This is a genomic window from Methylobacterium sp. 092160098-2 (assembly GCF_028920805.1).
In the GTDB taxonomy this organism is placed as follows: domain Bacteria; phylum Pseudomonadota; class Alphaproteobacteria; order Rhizobiales; family Beijerinckiaceae; genus Methylobacterium; species Methylobacterium fujisawaense.
In genome coordinates, this window is sequence record NZ_JAQPZJ010000001.1 from 3,473,565 (window position 1) to 3,497,836 (window position 24,272).

Genomic DNA, 24,272 nt, shown 5'->3' on the forward strand with positions numbered 1-24,272 from the left:
CCCAACGAATTTCAGCGAGAGCCCTGCCCCATGACGAGTGACACCCCCACCATCGACCCGCGCCTGACGAACCTCGACGGCTTCCGCGTCGAGATCGACGCCGAGCGCGAGCGTGCCGACGTGATCCTGGCGCGGCCGCCGATGAATGTCATCGCGATGCCCCAGCGCGACGAGATCCGGAAGGTGTTCGAGGCGCTGGACGAGGATCCCCGCGTGCGGGTCATCGTCCTGCGGGCGGAGGGCGAGCACTTCTCGTCGGGGGGCTACATCAAGGGCTTCCTCGACGCCTCGCCCGAACACGTCTCGAAGCTCGCCTGGAACATGGCGGCGCCGGCCCGCTGCTCGAAGCCCGTCATCGCCGCCAACCGTGGCTACACGTTCGGGGTCGGCTTCGAGATCTCGCTGGCCTGCGACTTCCGCATCGTCTCCGAGACCTGCCGCTACGCGCTTCCCGAACAGAAGCTCGGCCAGATCCCCGGTTCCGGCGGCTCGGCCCGGCTCCAGAAGATCGTCGGTATCACGCGGACGAAGGACATCGTGATGCGCTCGAAGCGCATCCCCGGCCGGCAGGCCCTCGACTGGGGCATCGCCACCGAATGCGTGCCCGACGCGGACCTGGAAAAGGCCACCGACGCCCTCGTGGAGGAGCTGCGCGCCTTCTCGCCCATCGCCCAGCGCACCGCCAAGAAGCTCCTCAACGACACCGAGGACGCGAGCCTGTCCATCGCCATCGAGCTCGAGGGACACTGCTACAGCCGCCTGCGGCAGGCCGACGACTTCCGTGAGGGCGTCGAGGCGTTTCACGCCAAGCGCGCCCCGCGTTTCACCGGCTCCTAAACCCACCACGCCGGGGGGGGCTGCAGGGCAGCTCCCCCCACCCCCGTGACCCCCACGGCACCGCTTCGATCCCGCCCCGGCGGGACACGATGGCGCGCGCCCTGATGGCCCCCGTCCCGACCCAGAGCCCGAACCGGCCCACCGCGGCAACGACCGCATCCCCCGGAGGAACCCCATGCAGACCGCCGCAACCTTCGCATCCGATCCCCCCGCTCACGCCAAGCCCACGGGCCGGCAAACGGCGACGGCCGCCATGGCCTCGCTGTTCGGCTGGGGGCTCGATCTCTTCGACCTGTTCATCCTGCTCTACGTGGCGCCCGTCGTCGGCGCCCTGTTCTTTCCGGCCGACAAGCCGATGCTGTCGCTGGCGGGAGCCTATGCCTCCTTCGCGGTCACGCTGCTGATCCGGCCCCTCGGCTCGGCCCTGTTCGGCTCCTATGCAGACCGGTTCGGCCGGCGCCGCGCGCTCATGGTGGCGGTGACCGGGGTCGGCCTGTCGACGGCGGTCTTCGGCCTCCTGCCGACGGTCGGCCAGATCGGATGGCTCGCCACCGCGATCTTCCTGATCTTCCGCCTCGTCCAGGGCATCTTCGTCGGCGGCGTGGTCGCGGCGTCTCACACGATCGGGACGGAATCCGTCCCGGAGCGGTGGCGGGGGCTGATGTCCGGGGCGGTCGGCGGTGGCGGCTCGGCCATCGGCGGCCTGCTTGCCTCCCTGGTCTTCTACGTCGTCTCGCTCATGGCGCCGGGAGAAGCCTTCACCGACTGGGGCTGGCGACTGATGTTCTTCTCGGGTCTCCTGACCTCGGTGATCGGCCTGATACTCTTCCGCAATCTCGAGGAATCCCCGATCTTCAAGGATCTCCAGGCCCGGAAGGCGGCGCTCCGGGCAGGCGCTCCGGCGGAGGCCTCGCCGATCCGCTCCCTGTTCTCACCGTCCAACCGGGGAAGCTTCGCGGTCGCGACTCTCATCTCTTTCGGCGGCGGCGCGGCCTACTACCTCACGTCCGGCTACCTGCCGACCCTCCTCAAGCTCGTGAACGGCGTGCCGAACGCCACCGCCTCGATGATCCTGATCGGCGCCAACGTCGCGGCGGCGATCGGCGCCTGCGGCATGGGCGAACTAAGCCAGCATATCGGGCGCAGACGGTCGTTCCTCGTCATGGGCGTCGTCCGCCTGCTCGCCTTTCCCGCCCTGTTCCTGACCATGGCGAACACGACGAGCCTCGTTGGGGTCGCGGCCTGCGCCTTCCTGCTGGCGCTCATCGCCAACGCCAGCTACGGGCCGCTGTTGATCTTCCTCAACGAAAAGTTCCCGACGGCGGTGCGGGCCACGGGGACGGGCCTGACCTGGAACATCGGCTTCGCGCTGGGTGGAATGCTGCCGACGCTCGTCTCCCTCGTCGCCGACGGGCCGACGCAGATCCCGATGGTGCTGGCCGTCGTCATGACCGGCGTCACCCTGGTCTATCTCGTCGGTGCCTTCCTGACCGACGAGACGCAGGGCAATCTCGACCGGGCCTGACGATACGGTTCTGCGCGGGCGGAGGCCTCCCATGACGAGTGATCCCCTCTGGACCTTCGCCTGCGCGTTCTACGGCCGGCCCGGCGTCGCCGCGGCCTGCCTCGCGCTCCAGGACGAGGGCGGCGCCGATGTGCCCCTGCTCCTGTACCTGATCTGGTGCGGGAGGACCGGACGAAGGCTGGACGCCTCGGCGCTCGCCGGAGCGGAAGCCCGGATCGGCCCCTGGCGTGGGCAGGTGATCAGTCCCTTACGGGCGATCCGCCGGGCGATGCGGTCGGACATCCTTTCGGGCCAGACGACGGAGGCGCTCCGGGAGCGGATCAAGCTCGCGGAGATTGAGGCGGAGCGCCTCGCCCTCGCGGCTCTCTTCGAGGCCGCGCCGGTCCCGGATATGCCGGCGAGTTCGGGCGGCGAGGCCCTGGCCCTCTATGCCGCGCATCTCGGCCGGACCTGGCCGGAGGCACCGCTGCGGGTTCTCGCGACGGCGCTGGAGGGCTGAGCGCCGGTCAGCCTTCTCCGCTCCGCCAACGCCGGACGCCGGGTGCGTCGATGTCGAACAGGTCGAGAACCCGCCCGATCGTATGGTCCACCATGTCGGCGAGGCTCTCCGGACGCGCGTAGAAGGCCGGAACCGGCGGGGCGATGATCGCCCCCATTTCCGAGAGCGCCGTCATGGTGCGGAGGTGGCCGGTGTGGAGGGGAGTCTCCCGCACCATCAGGACGAGGCGGCGGCGCTCCTTCAGGGTCACGTCGGCGGCCCGCGTCAGCAGGCCGGATGTGACGCCGGTCGCGATCTCGGCCTGACTCCGCATGGAGCAGGGCGCCACGACCATGCCGCGGGTCCGGAAGGATCCGGAGGCGATCGAGGCGCCGATATCCCCCTGGGCGTAGGTCTTGGCGGCCAGGGCGCGGACGTCGGCGACCTTGAGGTCGGTCTCATGGGCCAGCGTCACCTCGGCCGAGCGCGACATCACGAGATGGGCCGGGATCGCGAGGTCGCGCAGGATTTCCAGGAGACGGATCCCATAGATCACCCCCGAAGCACCCGAGATGCCGACCACGAGGGGCAGCGGTGTCATCGTTCCTCCCGGCCGCAACGGGCGCGGCGACGTTGCCGGTGACAGTATCGGGGTGTGCTCGCCCGTGTCGAATAACGTCGGCTGATCGCTGCCATCAGTCCGGGGGGCTCAACCGGTGATGATATGGGCCTGGAGTGCGGCCGCCGCCGCGTTCAACTCCTCCTCGAGGATGCCGATGAGGAGCTGCGCCGCGTGGCTGAGCGGTTTCTGCGGATGGTGGATGATCACCAATTCGCGGGCGATGCGCGGCGCGACGATGCGGTAGGCCTTGAGGGACCCGTCGGCGAGCTGTCGGCTGACGGCGATGCTCGGCAGCACAGTGAAACGCGTCGAGCGCGCCACGAAGTCCGCGATCGCGGGGGGCAGGTCGAGTTCGAGCTTCGGGCACAGGGTCACGTCCGCGGCGGCGACACGGCGGTCGAGTTCGACGCGCAGGCCGTGGCGGGTCGACGGCAGGATCAGGTCGAGGGCGGCGAGGTCCGCCATCCGGAGGGGCAGGGGCACCGGCAACGGTGTGTCGCGCCCGCCGACCACGACCATTTCCTCGTCGAGGAGGGGTGCCATGACGAGGCCGAGGCGGCGGGCCGGCCGGTTGATCACCGCGAGGTCGAGGGCGCCGCTGCCGACGCCCTCGATGAAGGTGCTGCTGTAGCCATCGGCCAGCGACAGCTCGACCTCTGGGTAGGCCGCCGCGAAGCGAGCGAGGACGCTGGGGATCACGCTCATCGACAGGGACGACAGGATGCCCGCCGTGACGCGGCCCGACACGGTTTGGGACAGGCGCGCCATGGCCGCCCGGGCCTCGGCGACATCCCGCTGGATCGGGTGGACCAGCCGGTGCAGCGTCCGGCCGGCGGCTGTCGGCACCATGGCCTTCGGCTGGCGGTCGAACAGGCGCTGGCCGAGTTCCCGTTCCAGCTTGGCGATCTGCATGCTGAGCGCGGGCTGGACGACGTTCATCCGCTGCGCGGCGCGGGTGACGCTGCCCTCCTCGAACAGGGCGACGAAGTAGGAGATCTGACGGAGATCCATACACGGGACCCGGGCGACACGAGCAACGCGCCAGAGGACCATGTGCGGGCCGGTCGGCGCAATTCAAACCGGCTGATGGGCGGCATCACCAATCGTTATTTTTCCCGCCTGCGGGAAGAGCTTAACGCTTCCTCCCCTGGCAAGCTTGGTTCAGACGACCCCGCCGTGAGGACAGCATGAACGCGCCCACTCCCGTTCGTTCCCTCCGCGACTGGCTCGATCGGCTGTCCGGGGATGGGCGCCTCGCCATCGCGCGGCCGGGAATCGGCTTGCGCCACGAGGCGGCGGCGGTGGCGAACCGCCTCGACGGCCGGCAGGCCAGCCTGTTTCCGCAGCCCGGGGGGCATCCGGGCACCATCGTCTCGGGCCTCGTGTCGAGCCGGGCCTGGATGGCGGAAGCCCTCGGCACCACGCAGGATCGCCTCGTCGCCCATTTCCAGCAGGCCGCCGCCCAGCCGCTCCCCTGGCACGAACGCCACTCCGCCCCCGCGCAGGAGGTCGTCCACCGGGAGGGACTCGACATCCTGAAGCTCCTGCCGGTGCCGACTCTGAACGAGCACGACAGCGGCCCCTACATCTCGGCGGGCCTGATGATCTCCCGGGACCCGGAGACCGGCCTGCAGAACGTCGCCATCCTGCGCTGCCAGATCAGCGGTCCGGACAGGATCGGCGTGCTGGTCCTGCCCCGGCATACCGACAATTTCTACCGCAAGGCCGAGGCCCAGGGCCGGGGCCTCGAAGTCGCCCTCGTGGTCGGCGTCGATCCCGCCTGCCTCCTCGCATCCCAGGCCATCGTGCCCCTCGGCCACGACGAGTTGGAGATCGCCGGGGCGCTCACCGGCCAACCCCTCGACGTGGTCAAGTGCCTGACGAACGGCGTGCGCGTTCCGGCGAACGCAGAGATCGTGATCGAGGGCCACCTCCTGCCTGAAATCCGCGAGCCCGAAGGGCCGTTCGGGGAGTTTCCGCAATATTACGGGGAGCGGGCCAAGCGGCACGTCATGCGGGTCGATGCGGTAACGCACCGGCGCGACCCGATCTTCCACATGATCGTCGGGGGCGGTCTGGAGCATCTGTTGCTGGGGGCGATCCCCCGCGAGGCCACGATCCTCGCGACGCTCCAGCGCAGCTTCCCCGGTGTCGAGGACGTGCATCTGTCCCTGGGGGGAGTCGGCCGTTACCACCTCTACGTCCGCCTGCGGAAGACGCAGGAGGGCGAGGCCAAGAACGTGCTGCTCGGGGCCTTCGCCGCCCACTACGACATCAAGCACGCCGTCGTGGTCGATACGGATGTCGACATCCACGCCCCGCAGGAAGTCGAATGGGCGATCTCGACGCGGTTCCAGGCGGACCGAGACCTCGTCGTCATCCCTCACGCCCAGGGCTCGAAGCTCGATCCCTCGGGCCGCGAGGGGGTCGGCGCGAAGATGGGTCTCGACGCGACCGTTCCCCTCGACGCGCCCCCCATGAAATTCAAGCGCATCCGTGTTCCCGGCGAGGCCGAGGTCGATCTCGACGCGGTGCTCGCGTCCGGCGCCGACTGGCGCGCGGCGATCGGCTGATCCCGTGAACGCCTTGCCCGAAACGGTCGACGTGTTGATCGTCGGCGGGGGCTCTGCCGGCTGCGTGATGGCCCACCGGCTCTCCGCCGACCCGCGGCGCCGGGTGCTCCTCGTCGAAGCCGGCATCGATACACCGCCGGGCCGGGTGCCGGCGGAGATCCTCGACAGCTATCCGATGCCGCTGTTCCATGGCGACACCTACATCTGGCCGGGGCTCGACGCGGCGGTCACCCGCGACTCCCGCGGTCGCATGCGGCGGCGGGCCTACGAGCAGGGCCGGGTGATGGGCGGCTCGTCCAGCATCAACGTCCAGGCGGCCAACCGCGGGCTGCCCCGCGATTACGAGGCCTGGGCCGCGCTCGGCGCCGAGGGCTGGGCCTGGGACGACGTGCTGCCGTATTTCCGCAGGCTCGAGACCGACCTCGATTGCGGCGGTCCGCTGCACGGCCATGATGGGCCGCTCCCGATCCGGCGCATCCTGGAGCCCGCATGGCCCCCCTTCGCCCATGCGGTCGCCCGCGCCTTCGATGCGACGGGGCTGCCCCGGCGCGTCGATCAGAACGGCGAGTTCGAGGACGGGATCTTCCCGCCGGCCTTCTCCAACCGGGACGACGCGCGGGTCTCGGCCGCCGCCGCGTATCTGGACGTGGGGACGCGGGCCCGGCCGAACCTCACCATCGCCGCCGGCCTCGAGGTCCGTTCGCTGGTGATGGACGGGCGCCGCGCGACCGGGGCCGTGCTGCGGCGGGGCGACGGATGCGAGCAGCAAGTGAGCGCCGCCTCCGTGGTCCTGTGCGCCGGCGCTCTTCAATCGCCGGTGCTGCTCCTGCGTGCCGGGATCGGCCCGGGCGATGCGCTCTCCGCCTGCGGGATACCCGTCCGGCTGGCCCGTTCGGGCGTCGGCGAGAACCTGCGGGACCATCCCGCTTTGACGATGGCCCAGGTCCTTCCCCGCTCGCTCCGGCTACCCGAGACCTTCCGGCGCGCGAGCTTGCTGGCCCTGCGCTATACGTCCGGCCATCCCGGAGGCGGCGCCTCCGATATGTATCTCACCGCCTCCGCCCGTGCCGGCTGGCACGCCCTCGGCGGACGCCTCGCGCTCTACTTCCTCTGGGTGAACCAGCCGCACTCGGTCGGGCGCCTGCGTCTCGATCCGGCGAACCCATCCGGCCCGCCCGACATCGACCTCGGCCTGCTCTCGGATCGCCGCGATCTCGAACGCCTCGCCTCGGGGATTCGGCTGCTCAGCGACCTCGTGGTCTCGCCCACCCTGAACCCCCGCTCAGACGACCTCTTCCCCGCGAACTATTCGCCGCTGATCCGCCGGTTGAGCGCCGTCTCCCCTCGCAACCGGCGGCTCACCGGCCTCCTCGCCCCCGTGTTCGATGCACCGGCCATGCTGCGCGCCCCGCTGCTGCGCGCCGTCCTAGGCGGCCACGCCTGGGCGACAGTGCTCCAGGACGATGGCGCTCTCGACGACTTTGTCCGGGACAACGTCTTCGGGGTCTGGCATGCGAGCGGTACGTGCCGCATGGGCCGGGCCGACGATCCCGGCGCGGTGGTCGATCCGGGGGGGCGCGTCATCGGAACCGAGAACCTGTCCGTCGCCGACGCATCGGTGATGCCCCGCCTTCCTAGCGCAAACACGAACGTCCCGACCTTGATGATTGCGGAAAAGATCGCGGAGAGGATGATGGTGGAGATGGGATGATCCCTCTCGACACATTCGGCACCTTTGCGGTGGCCGACCTACGGCTGGAATACCGTTTCGTCGGTCCGCAGCCGGACTTGGCGCCGACGCTGGTGTTGCTTCATGAGGGTCTCGGTTCTGCCACGCAGTGGGGCCCGCTGCCGGAAATTCTGGTCGAGACGACCGGATGCGGTGTCCTGGCCTTCTCGCGGCAGGGTTACGGGGCCTCAAGCCCGGTGCCTCTGCCCCGCCGGGCCGACTTTCTCGAACAGGAAGCTTGCACCATACTTCCCCAGGTCTTCGACCTCGCGGGACTGCGAAGCGGCCTGCTGATCGGCCATTCCGATGGCGCCTCGATCGCGGCCCTCGCGTTGGCGGAGGGCGACACCCGCGTGCGGGGCGGCGTCCTCATCGCGCCCCATTTCTTCGTCGAGGAGGCGACGCTGGCCGGGGCCCGACGGGCCCGGGACGCCTACGACAAGGGCGATCTGAAGGTCCGTCTCGGTCGTCGGCATACCGATGTCGAGGGCGCCTTTCGCGGCTGGAACGACGCTTGGTTGGATCCGGCTCGGCGCGGATGGACAATCGAGACAGCCCTCACGCGATGGACCGTCCCGGCACTCATCATCCAGGGAACGAAGGATGCTTACGGAACCAAGGCCCAGATTGCTGCCGCTCGCAGACTTTGCCCCGCCGGTCTGCTGACTGTTTATGAGATGCCGAATGTTGGGCATCACCCACATCGCGAAGCGTTGGCAGAAACTGCCGACGTCATCGCCCGCTTCGTCACCCATGTCTTGAACAGAGATTAAGTCTTCCCAAGACAAGGTCTGATTGGCCTTGACACACACACTGTCGCGAGGCCGGGTGCCGGCCCCTGTCCCGTGGGGAGGGGCAGGAGGCGGTCTTAGGTTCGTTGACAGGGTTATTTGGACTCACCTGCCTCCCAGGCCTCACCCAGATCGAGCTTTCCGGATCCGGGCGAGGACCAAGCCCAGCCGTGGTACTGGGCCCGTTCGCCCACGTTGCCGCCCGACAGCTTTCGGCGAATTCACGTCCTCGACGGAATGACCGGATTGGATCGGGTAAGACGCTGTCCGTTTTTCCAGCAAGCCCCCTCCAGAGCGGACCGGCCGCTTTCGGCCAGTGTCGGTCTCACCGGTAGGCCCGTCGGGATGACTGGGGTGGGTGGGAAGCAGCTTGGCTGCTTTCGGTCGCAAGACGTTCTAAAGCGGACCTAGGCTGAATCGCCGTCTCCGGATGGACGGTCCAACCCATCTCAGGGTCGAAGTTCGTAAAAGCCGGATGCCGTTTTCATCAGAGGCGATGCGACCGACGCGAAAGTGCGTTGCCTTGGGAGACAGAGTGATTCACGATCGCAAAGCCCCAATCACGCGACGTCTCGTGCTGGTCCGGCATGGCCAGAGCGTAGCCAACCGATCCGGTCTGTTCACGGGATTGCTGGACTCGCCCTTGACCGAGCAGGGTCGGATAGAAGCCGTGGCAGCCGGGCGGCGTTTGGCCGAGCGCAGCTGGCGCTTTTCCGATGCCTTCACCTCGACGCTGACGCGGGCCGTCGTGAGCGGCCGGCTTATCCTCGATACGCTCGGGCAACCCGGATTAATCCCTCAACGCTTCGCCGCGCTCGACGAGCGAGACTACGGCGACCTCAGCGGGCTCGACAAGACCGCCGCCGATGCGCGCTGGGGGGCGGAGCGGATCGAGACCTGGCGGCGCTCCTACGCCGAGGCGCCGCCGAACGGTGAGAGCCTGCGCGATACCGTCGCCCGCATCGTGCCATGCTACCTCCGATCCATCCTACCGGCGGTCATGGGCGGGGACGTGCTCGTCGTCGCCCACGGTAATTGCCTGCGGGCGCTCGTTATGGCGCTCGACGACCTCAGCCCGGCGGAGGTCCAGCACCTCGAACTCGCGACGGGCTCCGTCAGGATCTATGAGTTTGCTGCGGACACGACGATCGAGGCCCGCTGGATCGACGGTTGAATCCGCCTGTAGGCCCCCAAGAATGGGTCGCCTCACGCTTCGAAGGGATCCCCATTTGATCTAATTAAGTGATGGGAATTATCTAATCATTCCGTTGGAGTGAATGAAAGGGAAGTGGGATTCTCCGGCATCACATCGGAGCCACCCATGTCCGCCCCCAGACTTGTCTCCCACCCTCGATCGATGCGTGCCCTGGCCGGCACGAGAGCCATCCTTCCAGGACTGGGCCTCTGCGTGGCAGTTACCGCCGCAGCGGTCGGCTTCGAAGCCGTCGAGACGCACCTGTTCGGTCGCGCTTGGCTCGAAGCCCTGGTGCTGGCGATCCTCCTCGGGAGCGCGATCCGCACCGCCTGGACCCCGTCGCAGCGTTTCTTTCCCGGCATCGCCTTCGGGGCCAAGACCGTGCTGGAGATCGCGGTCGTAATGCTAGGCGCGTCGCTCAGCCTCGCGACGATCCTCGCCGCCGGCCCGGGCCTGCTCTTCGGCATCGCGGGCGTCGTCGTGGTCGCGATCCTGTCGAGCTACGGCATCGGCCGGGCGCTCGGACTGCATTCGCGCATGGCGATCCTCGTCGCCTGCGGCAACTCGATCTGCGGCAACTCGGCGATCGCCGCCACCGCCCCGGTGATCGGCGCCGACGGCGAGGACGTCGCCGCCTCCATCGCCTTCACCGCGGTGCTGGGCGTGCTGGTGGTGCTCGGCCTGCCGCTGCTGGTGCCGCTGCTCGGCCTGTCGCCGATGCAGTACGGCGTGCTCGCCGGCCTCACCGTCTACGCCGTGCCGCAGGTCCTCGCCGCCACCGCGCCGGTCGCGGCGCTCAGCGTCCAGGTCGGAACCCTGGTGAAGCTCGTCCGGGTGCTGATGCTCGGGCCGGTCGTTCTGATGCTCTCGCTCGGTGCGAGCCGGCTGCGCGAGGAGACCGACGAGGCCGCCCCCGGCGTCACCGCCGGTGACCGCCCGGCCCGCGGCGGCCTCGCGATCCAGCGCCTGGTGCCGTGGTTCATCCTCGCCTTCCTGGCGCTCGCGGGACTTCGCTCGGCCGGGCTGATCCCGCAGATCGCCCTCGCGCCGATGTCGGAGACCGCCAACGTGCTGACCGTGGTCTCGATGGCGGCGCTCGGCCTCGGGGTCGACGTGCGCAGCGTCGCCAAGGCCGGGGCGCGGGTGACCCTCGCTGTAATCGCCTCGCTCCTTGCCCTCGGCGCCGTCAGCCTCGGCCTAATCCATGTGCTCGGCCTCGTCTGATCTGCGCTAAGGCATCGATCCCACCCCTTGATGGAAGAATTGCCGTGACACGTTCGTCCCAATCTTCATCCGAGGCAGTCGCGCAGGCAACGGGATGGTTGATGGGGCCGGGTCGCGAAGCGGTGGACGCGGCAGCCCTTCTCGATGGGTTCAGTGCGTGCCTCTCGGGGCTCGGCCTGCCGCTGGCCCGCGCCACCACCCACGCGCCGACCCTGCATCCGTCGTTCCGGTGGGTGATGCGCGTCTGGCATCCAGGAACGTCGAGCCTAGCCCTGCGTCGCCGCCACGGCATCGAGGGCACGCCGACCTTCCACGGCAACACCGTCGAGCACGTGGTCGAGACGCGGACCCCACTCCAATGCCGTCTCGACGGGGATGGGCCGCTGCCGTTTCCCGTGCTTGGCGAGCTTCGCAACGAGGGTCTGACCGACTACCTCATCGCGCCGCTGCGCGCCGCGCGTGGACGCATGGGTGCCGCCTCCTGGGCCACGGCGAGACCGGGCGGCTTCACGCCGATCGAGATCGAGACGTTGCTGGCGCTGGTCGAGCCGTTCTCGCTGCTGTTCGAAATCAAGGCGCTCGACGACATGCTTGGCGCGGTCCTGAGCGCCTATGTCGGGCGCGACCCAGCGCGGCAAATCCTGGCCGGCACAGTGCGGCGCGGCGACGTACGCCTCATGCGGGCCGCGATGATGCTGACCGATCTGCGCGGGTTCGGTGAACTGTCCGACCGGCAAAGCCCCGACCATGTCGTGGCCGCCCTCAACCGGATGTTCGATGCCATCGTGCCGGCCGTCGAGGCGGAAGGCGGCGAGGTGCTAAAGTATATTGGTGACGGGCTGCTGGCCGTGTTCGATGCCGATCGCGACGAGGCCGAGGCGCGCCGTGCCGCCTTGCGTGCCGCCGAGGCCGCACTCGATGCGCTTGCGACCCTGCGCGACGGTGACAGGGCTGCCTTTGAGGTCGGCGTCGCACTTCATGTTGGGGAGGTCGCCTACGGCAATATCGGCGGCGGCGACCGGGTCGACTTCACGGCGATCGGCCGCGATCTCAACGTGCTCGCTCGCGTCGAGCGCCTGTGCAAGACCTACGACACGCCGCTGATCGCCACCGACACCTTCCTCCACGGCCTGGCGCATGCCCTCGAACCGCTCGGCATTGTCGCCCTTCGCGGTTTCGCCGAGCGTCACGCCTTGTTCGGGTGTCGCAGGACCGCGCCTGTCGAAGCACCGGCGGTCTGACGTCGAGACGATATCTGGCACCACCGGCGCGGAGATCCAAAATTCTCAAATCATCGCGTTGGGAGATCGTTCGCATCGCGAAAGACCGTTGGTGGGAATAAAACGCATCCCGTAGCATCTCCCTAGTCGCAAGGAATCGCCACGGGTCCGGTGCCCTCGAACGCATCGACGCCGACGAACTTTGAAGGGAGAGACCATGCACGGATTGGACAGACCGATGAACCGCCGCCTCCTGTTGGGCGGGCTCGGGCTCGGCAGCCTTGCCGCCGCGATGCCGGCCTGGGCCGCGGGCTCGGTGAAGCTGCCGCTACCCGGCGGCCCGGATGTGCGGGATCTCACGACGGCCTTTCCCGGCAAGGGCGAGATGATCCTCCAGCGTACCCATCCGCCGCTGCTGGAGACGCCGTTTGCGGTGTTCGATGAGGGCGTGTTCACCCCCAACGACCGCTTCTACGTGCGCTGGCACTGGGCCTCGATCCCAACCGAGGTTGATGCCGGCACCTTCCGTCTCAAGGTCCACGGTCATGTCGAGAAGGAACTCTCGCTCTCCCTCGATGCCATCGCCGGCCTGCCGCGCTTCGAGATCGCCGCGGTCAACCAGTGCTCGGGCAACTCCCGCGGGCTGTTCGAGCCGCGGGTTCCCGGCGCGCAATGGGCCAACGGCTCGATGGGCAACGCCCGCTGGACCGGGGTACGGCTGAAGGACGTGCTCGAAAGGGCCGGGGTGAAGGCCGGTGCCGTGCAGGTGCGTTTCAGCGGCCTCGACGAGCCGGTGGTCGACGACGCGCCGGACTTCAAGAAGTCGCTCGATCTCGACCACGCCAACAATGGTGAGGTGATGATCGCGTACGCGATGAACGGCGAACAGCTGCCGTTGCTCAACGGCTTCCCGCTTCGTCTCGTGGTGCCGGGCTGGTACTCGACCTACTGGGTCAAGATGCTGTCCGACATCGAGGTGCTGGACAAGCCCGACGATCAGTACTGGATGAAGACCGCCTACCGTATCCCGGACGTGCCGGGCGCCAACATCAAGCCCGGCCAGACCGGCTTCAAGACGGTACCGATCAACAGGATGGTGCCGCGCTCCTTCGTCACCAACCTGACCGACGGCGCCAAGGTGGCGGCCGGAACGCCGGTGGCCATCCGCGGTATCGCCTTCGGCGGCGATTGTGGGGTGAAGGCGGTGGACTTCTCCGGAGACGGCGGGGCGACGTGGTTCCCGGCGCAACTCGGCAAGGACGAGGGCCCCTACAGCTTCCGCCGCTTCGAGGGCAGCCTGCCGGCACTGGCCTCCGGAACCCACACGGTCAGGGTCCGCTGCACCAACACCAACGGCGTGGCGCAGGGCATGGACCGGGTCTGGAACGCCAACGGATTCATGCAGAACGGCATCGAGACCGTGTCCTTCCAGGCCGCTTGAGGAGATTAGCCATGAACCCGATCCATCCGGCAGCCCTCATCGCCGCACTCGCCCTGTCTCCCCTGGTCGCGCTCGCCGCCCCGGCCCCCGAGCCGATGCGCTTCACCTCGCAATCGATCCAGATGCCGACCTCCGACCGGATCTTCCCCGACGGGCCGGGGGCCGAGGCGGTCAATAACAACTGCCTCGCCTGCCACTCGGCCGGGATGGTGCTGACCCAGCCCAAGCTCACGAAGGCGCAGTGGACCGAGACCGTGAACAAGATGGTCCACGTCTACAAGGCGCCGGTCGATCAGGCCGACGTGCAGACCATCGTCGACTACCTCACGGCGTTGAAGCCGACGCCCTGAACCCCCGAATCCCGAGGCCGCCGCGTTTTTTCGCCGGCCTCGGGGAATAGACCGCCCTCGCTGGCATCTCCTTGAGGCGATGCATGGCCGGACCGGTCCCGCACGACGCAATCCGATTTCGAACCCGCCCGCACGGCCGGCCCCAGGCCGCCGGACGAGGGCGCATGCCCGAGAGACACGCTTCATGACCCATGTCCGTTCCAGCCTGCGCGCCCTCCTCGCCGGAGCTGCCTTGCTCCTCGCCCAGGGCCAGCCCGGATCCGCCGCCGGTTTCGACGGCGCGATCAAGAACAACGCGCTGGCCCTGAACGCTGCCGGCACAGTCGCCGCGGTGTCGAACAGCGAGGAGAGCGCCGTCATCGTCTACGATGTCGCCAAGGGGACGGTGCTGCGCCGCCTCGACGGCTTCGTGACGCCGCGCAACATCGTGTTCGCACCGGACGGCACCCGCTTCTACGTCTCCGACAGCGGCACCGGCCGGATCACGATCTACGAGACCGCCACAGGCAAGGAGGTCGGCATTCTCGCCGCCGGGCCAGGGGCCTTCGGCACCGTGCTCTCGGCCGACGGGGGCAAGCTCTACGTCAACAACGAGGCCGCGAGCACGCTGACCGTGTTCGACACCAAGACCATGCTCGCGGAGGCCGTGATCCCCGGCTTCGCGCAGCCGCGCCAGGGCGTGAAGCTGTCGCCCGACGGCAAGACCGTGTTCGTGACGAACTTCCTCGGCGATAAGATCACGTTGGTCGACACCGCCACGAACAAGATCACCGGCGAGATCGCCGGGTTCGACAAGCTGCGCGCCATCTCGATCACCAAGGACGGCAAGACGCTGTTTGCCGCCAACAGCGGCCGCAACACCGTTGGCGTGGTCGATGTCGCCGCCCGCAAGGTCACGTCCGAAGTCACGGTGGGCAAAGACCCCTACGGCGCCGCGCTGACCCCGGACGGGCGCTTCGTCTATTCGGGCAACCTCAAGGACAATTCGCTCTCGGTGATCGACACCGGTACACTCACCGTCGTCGCCACGGTGACCGGCCTGAACGAGCCGCGCCAAGCCATCGCGTTCTCGACCGACAACGCCCGCGCCTACGTCCTCAACCGCGATCTCAGCGTCGCCGTGGTCGATCGCGCGAAGAACGCGGTGGTTTCGACGATGAAGCCGTGAAGCGTCGCGCGTCGGGTGCCTACTCGGCTCCCGGCGCGTTCCCGGTGTCGACCCGTCACGAACGCAGGACAAAGACCCCATGCTCGGCCTGTTCCAGCGCAAGGACCGCCTCATCGTGCACGGAAAGGCGCCCTACAACGCCGAGCCGCCGCTCGATCGCCTTCGGGCGGCGTTCCTCACCGACCAGGCCGACTTCTACGTCCGCAGCCACGGCGACATCCCGGACCTCGACGCCGACGGCTACCGCCTGACCGTAGACGGGATGGTCGCCGCGCCGCTCGACCTCTCCGTCGCCGATCTGAAGGCGCGCTTCGCGCCCGTCACCGTCACGGCGGTGATGCAATGCGCCGGCAATCGCCGGGCCGACATGCTGGCTGTGGCGCCGGTTTCCGGCGATCCGTGGGCGCCCGGTGCCATCGGCAACGCGGAATGGACCGGCGTGCGGCTCGCCGACGTGCTGCGCGCTGCCGGCATCGATGCGGATGATGGGCGCCACGTCGCCTTCGAGAGCCACGACCGGATCGCGGACACGGACACGCGCTTCGGCGCCTCAATCCCGCTCGCCAAGGCGCTGGCCCCCGAGACGCTGCTTGCCTTCGCGATGAACGGCGAGCCTCTCGCCCCCGAGCACGGCCATCCCTTGCGCGTGGTGGTGCCGGGATTTGCCGGCATCCGCAGCCCGAAATGGCTCGCCCGCATCACGGTGCAGGACCGGCCCTCCGACAACCCGATGCAGGCCGACGACTACAAGCTGTTTCCGCCCGACGTGACGGCCGAGACCGCCGAGCCGGCCCACGGCATCACCATCGAGGCGATGCCGCTCAACAGCGCGATCTGCGAGCCCGCCCGCGGCGCGGCGTTGAAGGCCGGCCGGCACGCGATCCGCGGCTACGCCATCGCCAGCGACCGCGCGGTCGCCCGGGTCGACGTCTCGACGGATGGCGGCCGCAGCTGGGCGCAGGCCCGGATCGAGCGCGATGCCGACGCGCCCTACGCCTGGACGTTCTGGGAGATCGAGCGCGAGCTGACCGCTGGCGAGCACGAACTCGCGGTGCGGGCCTGGGATTCCGCCGGCCAGACCCAGCCGGCCGCTCCCGACGACACTTGGAACTACAAGGGCTACCTCAGCGCCGCCTGGCACCGGGTGCGGGTGACCGTCGCCTGATGACCCTCACGCCCGGAGCAGGGCGGTGGCCGCGAGGACCGAGATCGCGATCGGCAGGGCCGCGATCCCGACGGTGAGGAGGCGCGGCATCATCGGGATCTCGGCATGGGCGAGTCGCGCCCGGATCGCCCGGTCCCGCCACACGGTGCCGGAGAATGAGGCGATCAGCGTCAGCGACAGCACCTTCGGCGGCCAGACCGCCAGCACCTCCCGCAGGAAGCGCTAAGCGGCCAGGCCGACGCCGAGTCCGGTCCTTGGCGAGCCTCACCCGCGGGTCGTCGGGGGGGGCACGGGTTTCGCAGGCTCGCTCATCCGGGATCCGACGTTGCGATGAGTTCGAGCAGCGCGTCGGCGGCCCGACTGCGGTAGCGCTCCTTGTGGCGCAGCACCCGGAAGGGTCGGCTTGGCAACTCGAACGCCGCCCGCACCAGGGTCCCGGCCCGAATCGCGGCGGCGACCACGGTCTCGGACAGGACGGTGGCCCCGCCCCCGGCCTCGACGGCGGCGCGCACCGCCTCGTTCGAGGGCAGTTCGAGCGTGACCCGGAGTTGGGCCGGGGCGAGGCCAGCCTCCGTGAGCGCCGCCTCGAAGGCCGAGCGGGTTCCCGATCCAGCCTCGCGCAGCACCCAATCGGCCCCGGCGAGGTCTTCGGGTGCGAGGGCGGTCGCCCCGGCGAAGTGATGGTTTGGGGCGACCACGAGAACGAGTTGGTCCCGCGCGATGGTGGTGCTCGCAAGCGTCGGGTCGTCCAACGCCCCCTCGACGAAGCCGAGTTCGGCCTGCCCGGCGCGCACCGCGTCGGCGGCGTCGGTGGTGTTGCCCACGGCCAAGCGCAGGGCGATCTCAGGGTAGGTGCGGCGGAAGGCGACGAGGTGGCGCGGCAACCAATCGCTCGCGATGGTCTGGCTGGCGTAGAGCGCCAGCGTCCCGCGTCGCATGCCGCTGAGGTCGGCGAGCACAAGTTCGGCGGCCTCGGCCCGGGCGAGCACGGCGCGGGCCTCGACGAGGAACACGCGCCCCGCTTCGGTCAGTTCGATCCCGCGGCCAACCCGGTGAAACAGCTTCGTCGCGTGCCGCCCCTCGATGTTGGCGATCGCCGTGCTGACCGCCGACTGGACGAGGTTCAGCGCCTCGGCGGCCCGCGTCACGTGCTGCCGCTCGGCCACCGCCACGAAGATGCGAAGCTGGTCGAGGGTCATGGCTGCCGACGATCCGGCGCGAGGCCGCGGACCTGCGCATCGACCGCCTGCGCGACGGTGAGCAGCCGGGCCTCGTCGGTGCGGCCGGTGACGACGTAGGACATGCCACCATCGACCCAGGAGAAGGCAGCGATGTCGCCCTCGCGGGCGAAGCGGAAGAGTGTGCGGCCGTCGCCGTCACCGACGCGGCTGTAGAGCGTCAGCCGGGTGCCGCGGTCGTCGTCGTACATCAACATCGCCGCGGGCTCGGTGCCAGCCGGCAACAGGCGCCCGCCCATCAGCCGGAAGCCCTGCGCCGAGAGGTCGGGGGCCGCGACCGCGTGACCGAGACGCTTCGAGAGCCACGTCACGAGGTGGGGCTTCTCGTCGGCGCGCACCTCCACCGGATGCACCGCCTCGACCACGAAGGTGCGGAAGGCTGCGACCGCGTCCTGCGTCGCCGGTGCCTCCGCCACCGCCACCGCGGGCACACCGTGCAGGGCATGGCCGACCCAGCCGCCGGCGCCGCCGAGCGCGAGGCAGAGCACGGCCGCAGCCGCCATGGGGAACCAGCTTGCGCCAGGGTACAGGTGTCGCGAGCGGATGTTGGCCACCCGCAGTCGCGCCGGGATCGCCTCCTCGGCGATCGGCGCGAGGCGGGCGCGCAGGCGCTCGCGCAGAACTCGGTCCGTCGAGACTTCAGCCGCACGCGCGGGGTTCCCCGCGAGCCACGCCTCGACCAGCGCCTGCCGCTCCGGTTCAAGGCGGCCGTCGATCAGGCCGTGCAGGTCGTCCTCGCCGACCGGGCGCGGATCCCCGCTCATTTAACCCTCCTCAGCAGGCCTGTCCGGCCCGTCTCCAGAAATCCGCGCATCCGCGTGCGCGCCCGGCTCAATCGCGACATCACCGTGCCGAGCGGCACCCCGAGCACCTGTGCCGCCTCGGCATAGGACAGGTCCTCCACCGCCACGAGGAGCAGCACCGAGCGCTGCTCCTCGGGCAGGGTGTCGAGCCCGGCGAGCACGTCGCGGGCTCCCAAAGCTGCCCCCGGGTCGGCGCTCGGATCCGGCACCTGCTCCAACGCTTCCGCGCCGAGATCGGCGCCGCGCCGGCCCCGGCGCCGGACGGCGGCCAGGAACAGGTTGCGCTCGATCGTGAACAACCACGCCCGCAGGTCGCCGTCGCGGCGACGCCCGGACCAAGCGGACAATGCCCGCTCCAGGGTGTCCTGGACGAGGTCGTCCGCCGCTTCGCGATCCCGAAGCAGCGCGACCGCGTAGCGCCGCAGGGCCGGGATCTGCGGTTCGATCAGGGCGGCGATCTCGTCCAACGACGTGTCCCAATCAGAAGGAGCCGATCCGGGCATTCACCGATCAGGGCTTGGCGATGTGCCACGCACCGTTGAGGAAGCCGTCACCGGTGGTGTCGCCCGGCTTGGTGTCCTTGGCGAAGGTGTAGAGCGGCTTGCCCTTGTAGGCCCACTGCATCGTGCCGTCGTCCCGGGTCACCGTCGTCCAATCGCCGGAGGCCGCCGATCCGGAGGCCGCCGTCAGGGCCGGCCAGTTGGCGGCGCAGGGGCCGTTGCACATCGACTTGCCGCCCATGTCCTTGTCGAAGGTGTAGAGGGTCATGTTCTTGGCATCCACGAGCGCCGGCCCCTTGGCGGTCTCGGCCGTCATGGCGGGCGCGGCGGCCTGGGCGGCCACGGCGGAGAAGGCGACAGCCGCGAAGGCGGTGCGGATCAGCAGATTGCGCATGGGTGAAGTCTCCCGCGGTCGAGCATGACCGCATCGGGAGGGATGCGGAACGGGCGCCTTTATTCCGCGGACACACGAAAAAAGGCGATCCCATCGGCGTGAACGCTTTTTCGGCCCCGCCGCGGAATAAAGCCGGTCCTCTGGCATCCCTTCCATCGACACCGGATCGGGAGGAGGCCGCATGCGCGGAGCATTGGGATTTGCCGTGACGGCGGCGCTGATGGCGAGCGGCCTCGTCGGCGGCCGGATGATGATGCGCCCGACGCTGGCCGCCAGCGAGCCGCCGGCCGCGTCGTCGACGTCGTTCGACGCGATGATGGCGCAGTCGATGACGCGGATGCACGCCGACATGATGGTTCCGCCCTCGGGCGATCCCGACCGCGATTTCGCCGCGATGATGATCCCCCACCACGAGGGCGCGATCGCGATGGCCAAGGCGGAGCTGCTCTACGGCAAGGATCCGGTCCTGCTTCGCCTCGCGCAGGGAATCGTCGTCGAGCAGGGCCAGGAGATCGATGTGATGCGCCGTGCGCTCGCCGGACTTCCCAAAGCGCCGCAGCCATCGACTGGTGCGGCCCATTCCCACGACCACGGTGCGGCCCCCGCCGCCATGCCCTCGGAGACCCGCCGATGAAGACCGCCCTGACGATCCTCGCCCTCGCGCTGCTCTCCGGCCCGGCGCTTGCCGGGCAGGCCCCGGGCGCAGCGTCCGCCCCGGACGTGCCGGTTAGCGGCAAGGATCGGTTCTACACTTCCGACCAGTTCTCCAACACGGTCTCGGTGGTCGATCCCGCCGCCAACACCCTGCTCGGAGTGATCCGGCTCGGCGACCCGACGCCGATGAACCTGAGCCCGCTCTATCGCGGGCAGCTTCTGGTTCACGGCATGGGCTTCTCGCCGGACCACAGGACCCTGCTCGCGGTCTCGATCGGTTCGAACTCCGTGAGCTTCATCGACACGGCGACCAACGCGGTCCGCCACACCGCCTATGTCGGCCGCTCGCCGCACGAAGCCTTCTTCACGCCGGACGGCCGAGAGGTCTGGGTGAGCGTGCGCGGCGAGGACCATATCGCGGTGCTCGATGCCGCCACCGCCAAGGAGACCCGCCGGATCACCGTACCGAACGGGCCCGGCATGACGATCTTCTCGCCGGACGGCACCTACGGCTACGTCTGCTCCAGCTTCAGCCCCGAGACCGTCGTCATCGACACCAAGACCCACACCATCGTCGGCCGCGTGAAGCAGGAGAGCCCGTTCTGCCCCGACATCGCCGCGACGCCGGACGGCAAGCAGGTGTGGTTCACCCTCAAGGATGTCGGCCGCACCCAGGTGTTTTCGGCGCGTCCGCCCTTCGCGCCGCTGAAGACGATCGAGACCGGGCCGATCACCAACCACGTCAACATCGTCTCGACCAAGGCCGGCCAGTTCGCCTACGTGACGATCGGCGGCCTGAACCAGGTCAAGGTGTTCCGCACCGACGACTTCTCTCAGGTCGCCACCATCGCGACCGGCGCCCTGCCGCACGGGCTCTGGCCCTCGGGCGACGGCAGCCGCGTCTATGTCGGCCTGGAGAACGCCGACACGGCGGCGGTGATCGACACCGCGTCGAACACGGTGATCGCTGAGGTGCCGGTCGGGCAGGGTCCGCAGGGCGTCGCCTACGTCCCGAACGCCGTGCCGGAGGGCGACGGAAAGCAGAACCTCCAGCCGCTGGGAGCCGCCGGCAAGACCAGCGCGCTGACGCTCGCCGGTTCCGATGGCAAGCCGGCGACGCAGGTCACCCTGTTCGACCAGGGCGTGCTGCAGACGCTGCAGGCCGCGGTCACGGGACTGCCCCCGAAGATGCCCTTCGTGCTGGCGCTCGCCGCCGATCCGAAGGGAGCGACCGGCCTGGAGCCGCTCGCCGCCTTCATGACCAACCCGGCCGGCGCGGCCATCGTCAACGCGATCGGTCCGATCCGACAGTTCACCCGCACGGATGCCGGCGCTAGCCGGCGCTACCTCGTGGTGGTCTCGGGCAAGCCCGGTGAACTCGGCAGTGTCGTCCAGATGCAGACTGTGGATTGATCGAGTGGGGGGCGCTAGTTCGGAAGGCGAACACTCATAAGAGTACCTTGGCGGCGCGAGCCCAGTTTCGATGTCTGCTTTCGAGAACGACGTCGGACTGCTTCTACGGCGCAGTTGGGTCGGTAGGAGATCGTCCGCTTTTTTGGCAGTTCTGCTCAGGAGCAGACCGGCGGCTTTCGGCCAGAAGGAGACCTAAAAGGACCGTCGTCTGGCAGGGGGGCATCCCGTTTCTGCCAAGCGACGGGCTCACCGGTGAAAAGCTGAACGTTCGCCAGGGCCAGCGCGTCCGCGATTGGGGCGTTGCCCTTAAAGATCAGCAACTAGTCGATCTCTGACAGTCCCGCCAAGCCGGGGAAAGGTCGGCCTACCGCTATTCGTTCTATTTTACTGGGTGAATTTCATTTTATGCAATTTACTATCGTGAAATCACCCTTTTTTTGTAATTCTAATCAGCCTCTCCAGCACGCTTGTTTGTTTTTCTATAAGAGTTATAGTCATATTATTTCGACCACGCTTGCGGCTTGTATGATCTTTGTCATCGCTGTAACCTTCCGGGCTGGATTTTTCTTCACCGGCCGAATTGTTATATTTTTCCTCAGTCTCTGTAAAATAATATCCTGGCTGATCTGCAACAAGTTCCTCTAATTGTTCCAATCTGCTCGTAATTCTTTTTACGTAATCAATAAGATTCGATAACTCTTCCGAATTAAGGACGCTAAAAGAATCGTCCATTAAGTATTTAACATAATCAATATGTTGTTTGATTTGGGACTTGCACGCATCGCTGATCGATAATGGCTCCGTTCCTCTCGAGCCGCTCTGCTTAACTATTACACCCAGCCGAACAAGATCGGCCACGACGTTACTGACAGTGCTTGGCGAGCTTCCTGTTTTCAGCGACAAATCTTTTGCAGTTGAAGAACCGTGCTCACTCAGGCGCCATATAATGTTTTGCGCAAGCCGGTTTTTCGAAAGCGCGAATGCTTTGTCTAACACTGAGTGATTTTTACGTCGCAATGCTCCAAGTAGTTGATCTAATTCTTGATAGATAGCCCCGCTCTTGCTTGAAATGGTTGACCCTACTCTTACCGGAACCGGAAGCGAAGCTTGATCGTCGTCTGACATGACATTGGTTCCTGTCACCAGCGGAAGAGGCCAATTTAAGGAGAAATGATTGCGAACCAATTCACGGTCGAACTGGTCAACTTGCGAACTGGTTCAGAAGGAAAATGAAGTCCTTGCTGGAGGTGCCGCCGTGCAGCCCTTCGCGCACGCGCGCACCTACCCGTCCGCCATCAGGCAGCACGGCCTGTCGGCCATCCTTAGGGTCTCGGACATCGGTGTCGTGGCTGGCGGGCAGGCGGACCCCGGCATCGGCGCGCCGGATCGATGGGCGGAAGGTTGGGCATGCTCAGAGCCGCGGCCCATCGCGCTCCATGGGCAGGCATGGGGATCCATGGGCATGGGACGGGGGGCATGGAGCGTGACCAGGGGGCTGCCGGTCCCATCCTCGGCCCATGAGGAGCCCATGGGGCCGTGGCCGGTCATGGCCTGATATCAATGGGTTAGGCCGTCCGCGTCGAGGGCGGCAGGCCCATGGCTGTCCCATGGCCTCCCCATGGGGCGCATGGGCCCTGGATAGTATCAGCGGCCAGACAGGCCCCGGTTGGCGAGGAACTTCCCGAGGCGCTGGCGCACGGCCTCGACGAACCGGATCGGCAGGTCCTCCTACGTCTTCCGCACGATGCCCTGGAAATCGAACCTCGACCGCCGGCACTTCTCCTGGCGGTAGGCGGCCACGAGCAGGCAGGGGGCGGAGAGGTTGTGGACCAGGCGCGCGCCACGCCGGCGCGGGCCGGTCGCCTTGGTCCTCTTCGGGCGCTCCCAGATCGCCTGCGTCCCGTACACGCTGGCGAAGAACACCGGGCGGCGCTTGGCGTCCCTTGCGCGGGTGGTGCGACGGACGGCCCCGCCCTTGCCCTTGGGGGCGGCGCGGCGGGAAAGGCCCCTCAGGACGTTCCGGCGCAGATCCCCGGAGGCAGGGTCGACCAGCTCCTCGGCCACGGGCATGAAAAGCCACTTTTCGCCGGGGCCGATGTTGCCCAGGACGCGGGTGCCCCCCCCGGATCTGGAAGGCGTAGTACGCCGACTGCCGGTCCAGGATGTAGATCCTGGCGGTCATGTCGCCGTTGAGCCTGGCCCGGGTGTAGCCGAAGGCGTTCCGGACCGTGAAGTCCACGGGACGGTCGAAGACCTTCTTAGCCTCGTCCCGCAGCGCGTCCCGGGCGGCGAAGACGACGCCGTTGAGAGAGTAGCTCGCCGCGAACGGAATCACGTCCTTGGCGAACCCCCCGAGCTGGCGGGCCCAGGACGTAGTGTTCACGCGGAACTGGAGGGCGACGAGGGGGCGGTCAGAGATGCCGGCATCGTGCCAGGGCGGCCGGGACCGGACGAGGGTGGGTCTTGAGCACCCACCCCCTCGGGTCAGTCCTGACGGGGCGCCAGCCTGTCCGCCACGGCCGCGTGGATGGCTTCGCGCCGGAGGGAGACTCCTCCATGCGATCTGCCCCTGAGGGCCCGCGCGGCGCCCCTCAGGACGTCGTGGAGGTCGACATGCCGGCGGACTGCTCCCTGGCCTGCCGGGGGGCGCAGGGCATCCCGCAGGGCGTCGACGATGGCCGCGTCGAGCTGGCGGGGGTCGGGGGCGCCGGCGTCCCTGAGGGCCTGCCTCTCCGCCCTCTTACGGGCGCGGTCGGCATCGCGACGCGCCGCTCGCGAGGACGGGGCCGGGACAAGGGAGGCCATGGACATTGAGGGCGACGGGGACGGGATCATGGGCCGATCCTGCCGCCGGGGCTGGCAAGGGACCAGGGGCCTGAAACGATGACACCCGCCGCGGTTTCCCGGCGGCGGGTGTGTTGTCCTGGCGGACAGTGTGCTGCACCGAGAGCC

General features: G+C 68.3%; 25 protein-coding genes. 16 read left to right on the forward strand and 9 right to left on the reverse strand.

Going from position 1 to position 24,272, the window contains the following annotated elements:
- Window positions 1–30: 30 nt before the first annotated feature.
- From PQI07_RS16320 to PQI07_RS16330, 3 genes are all read left to right on the forward strand, one after another.
- Complete coding sequence (locus tag PQI07_RS16320) at window positions 31–837, forward strand: enoyl-CoA hydratase/isomerase family protein (RefSeq protein WP_029357553.1); 807 nt, start codon at window positions 31–33, stop codon at window positions 835–837.
- 175 nt (window positions 838–1,012) lie between these two features.
- Window positions 1,013–2,362: an MFS transporter gene (locus PQI07_RS16325; RefSeq protein ID WP_274926989.1), complete on the forward strand. Its 1,350-nt coding sequence runs from the start codon at window positions 1,013–1,015 to the stop codon at window positions 2,360–2,362.
- A gap of 31 nt (window positions 2,363–2,393) precedes the next feature.
- Complete coding sequence (locus PQI07_RS16330; protein WP_029357555.1) at window positions 2,394–2,861, forward strand: TIGR02444 family protein; 468 nt, start codon at window positions 2,394–2,396, stop codon at window positions 2,859–2,861.
- A gap of 7 nt (window positions 2,862–2,868) precedes the next feature.
- Here the strand turns inward: PQI07_RS16330 and PQI07_RS16335 are convergent, their stop codons facing one another.
- Together PQI07_RS16335 and PQI07_RS16340 are read right to left on the reverse strand one after the other, a co-directional pair.
- Window positions 2,869–3,441, reverse strand: a complete 573-nt coding sequence (locus PQI07_RS16335; RefSeq protein WP_029357556.1) for a UbiX family flavin prenyltransferase — start codon at window positions 3,439–3,441, stop codon at window positions 2,869–2,871.
- Window positions 3,442–3,549: 108 nt separating this feature from the next.
- Entirely contained in the window at window positions 3,550–4,473 is a 924-nt protein-coding gene (locus PQI07_RS16340) for a LysR family transcriptional regulator (RefSeq protein WP_091861411.1), read from the reverse strand.
- A gap of 176 nt (window positions 4,474–4,649) precedes the next feature.
- Between PQI07_RS16340 and PQI07_RS16345 the strand changes: the two genes are divergently transcribed.
- From PQI07_RS16345 to PQI07_RS16390, 10 genes are all read left to right on the forward strand, one after another.
- Window positions 4,650–6,035: a UbiD family decarboxylase gene (locus tag PQI07_RS16345; protein ID WP_029357558.1), complete on the forward strand. Its 1,386-nt coding sequence runs from the start codon at window positions 4,650–4,652 to the stop codon at window positions 6,033–6,035.
- A gap of 4 nt (window positions 6,036–6,039) precedes the next feature.
- On the forward strand, window positions 6,040–7,746 hold the full coding sequence (locus PQI07_RS16350; RefSeq protein ID WP_274926990.1) for a GMC family oxidoreductase: 1,707 nt from the start codon (window positions 6,040–6,042) through the stop codon (window positions 7,744–7,746).
- A complete protein-coding gene (locus PQI07_RS16355; protein ID WP_274926991.1) occupies window positions 7,743–8,537 on the forward strand; it encodes an alpha/beta fold hydrolase in 795 nt (264 codons plus the stop codon). Before PQI07_RS16350 ends, PQI07_RS16355 begins: the two co-directional genes overlap by 4 nt.
- Window positions 8,538–9,114: 577 nt before the next feature.
- Entirely contained in the window at window positions 9,115–9,729 is a 615-nt protein-coding gene (locus PQI07_RS16360) for a 2,3-bisphosphoglycerate-dependent phosphoglycerate mutase (RefSeq protein ID WP_274927735.1), read from the forward strand.
- Window positions 9,730–9,912: 183 nt separating this feature from the next.
- A complete protein-coding gene (locus PQI07_RS16365; protein WP_029358182.1) occupies window positions 9,913–10,974 on the forward strand; it encodes a YeiH family protein in 1,062 nt (353 codons plus the stop codon).
- 101 nt (window positions 10,975–11,075) lie between these two features.
- Entirely contained in the window at window positions 11,076–12,215 is a 1,140-nt protein-coding gene (locus PQI07_RS16370) for an adenylate/guanylate cyclase domain-containing protein (RefSeq protein WP_012322163.1), read from the forward strand.
- A 196-nt stretch (window positions 12,216–12,411) separates the two neighbouring features.
- On the forward strand, window positions 12,412–13,635 hold the full coding sequence (locus PQI07_RS16375; RefSeq protein WP_012322162.1) for a molybdopterin-dependent oxidoreductase: 1,224 nt from the start codon (window positions 12,412–12,414) through the stop codon (window positions 13,633–13,635).
- An 11-nt stretch (window positions 13,636–13,646) separates the two neighbouring features.
- Window positions 13,647–13,985: a c-type cytochrome gene (locus PQI07_RS16380; RefSeq protein WP_012322161.1), complete on the forward strand. Its 339-nt coding sequence runs from the start codon at window positions 13,647–13,649 to the stop codon at window positions 13,983–13,985.
- Window positions 13,986–14,169: 184 nt separating this feature from the next.
- A complete protein-coding gene (locus PQI07_RS16385; RefSeq protein ID WP_012322160.1) occupies window positions 14,170–15,153 on the forward strand; it encodes a beta-propeller fold lactonase family protein in 984 nt (327 codons plus the stop codon).
- Window positions 15,154–15,232: 79 nt separating this feature from the next.
- Entirely contained in the window at window positions 15,233–16,318 is a 1,086-nt protein-coding gene (locus PQI07_RS16390; protein WP_274926992.1) for a molybdopterin-dependent oxidoreductase, read from the forward strand.
- A 6-nt stretch (window positions 16,319–16,324) separates the two neighbouring features.
- Here PQI07_RS16390 and PQI07_RS16395 read toward each other — a convergent pair whose 3' ends face one another.
- The 5 genes from PQI07_RS16395 to PQI07_RS16415 form a co-directional block, all read right to left on the reverse strand.
- Window positions 16,325–16,525 (reverse strand): hypothetical protein, encoded by a 201-nt coding sequence (locus PQI07_RS16395; RefSeq protein WP_274926993.1) that lies wholly within the window; start codon window positions 16,523–16,525, stop codon window positions 16,325–16,327.
- A 101-nt stretch (window positions 16,526–16,626) separates the two neighbouring features.
- On the reverse strand, window positions 16,627–17,517 hold the full coding sequence (locus PQI07_RS16400) for a LysR family transcriptional regulator (protein WP_012322157.1): 891 nt from the start codon (window positions 17,515–17,517) through the stop codon (window positions 16,627–16,629).
- The gene (locus tag PQI07_RS16405; protein WP_029358180.1) at window positions 17,514–18,320 is read right to left on the reverse strand and encodes an anti-sigma factor family protein; all 807 of its coding nucleotides are present in this window, start codon (window positions 18,318–18,320) and stop codon (window positions 17,514–17,516) included. The genes PQI07_RS16400 and PQI07_RS16405 overlap by 4 nt, the downstream gene beginning before the upstream one ends.
- Window positions 18,317–18,826 (reverse strand): RNA polymerase sigma factor, encoded by a 510-nt coding sequence (locus PQI07_RS16410; protein ID WP_012322155.1) that lies wholly within the window; start codon window positions 18,824–18,826, stop codon window positions 18,317–18,319. Before PQI07_RS16410 ends, PQI07_RS16405 begins: the two co-directional genes overlap by 4 nt.
- Window positions 18,827–18,869: 43 nt before the next feature.
- A complete protein-coding gene (locus PQI07_RS16415; protein WP_012322154.1) occupies window positions 18,870–19,253 on the reverse strand; it encodes a COG4315 family predicted lipoprotein in 384 nt (127 codons plus the stop codon).
- Window positions 19,254–19,434: 181 nt separating this feature from the next.
- Here PQI07_RS16415 and copM point away from each other — a divergent pair, with 181 nt between their 5' ends.
- Together copM and PQI07_RS16425 are read left to right on the forward strand one after the other, a co-directional pair.
- Window positions 19,435–19,887 (forward strand): CopM family metallochaperone, encoded by a 453-nt coding sequence (gene copM, locus PQI07_RS16420; protein WP_012322153.1) that lies wholly within the window; start codon window positions 19,435–19,437, stop codon window positions 19,885–19,887.
- Window positions 19,884–21,320: a YncE family protein gene (locus tag PQI07_RS16425; RefSeq protein ID WP_274926994.1), complete on the forward strand. Its 1,437-nt coding sequence runs from the start codon at window positions 19,884–19,886 to the stop codon at window positions 21,318–21,320. Before copM ends, PQI07_RS16425 begins: the two co-directional genes overlap by 4 nt.
- A gap of 426 nt (window positions 21,321–21,746) precedes the next feature.
- Here the strand turns inward: PQI07_RS16425 and PQI07_RS16430 are convergent, their stop codons facing one another.
- Window positions 21,747–22,445: a MarR family winged helix-turn-helix transcriptional regulator gene (locus PQI07_RS16430; RefSeq protein ID WP_274926995.1), complete on the reverse strand. Its 699-nt coding sequence runs from the start codon at window positions 22,443–22,445 to the stop codon at window positions 21,747–21,749.
- 603 nt (window positions 22,446–23,048) lie between these two features.
- Window positions 23,049–23,390: a hypothetical protein gene (locus PQI07_RS16435; protein ID WP_274926996.1), complete on the reverse strand. Its 342-nt coding sequence runs from the start codon at window positions 23,388–23,390 to the stop codon at window positions 23,049–23,051.
- A 486-nt stretch (window positions 23,391–23,876) separates the two neighbouring features.
- On the opposite strand from PQI07_RS16435, the gene PQI07_RS16440 reads away from it, so the two are divergent.
- Window positions 23,877–24,134: a hypothetical protein gene (locus PQI07_RS16440; protein WP_274926997.1), complete on the forward strand. Its 258-nt coding sequence runs from the start codon at window positions 23,877–23,879 to the stop codon at window positions 24,132–24,134.
- The last annotated feature ends 138 nt before the right edge of the window (window positions 24,135–24,272 follow it).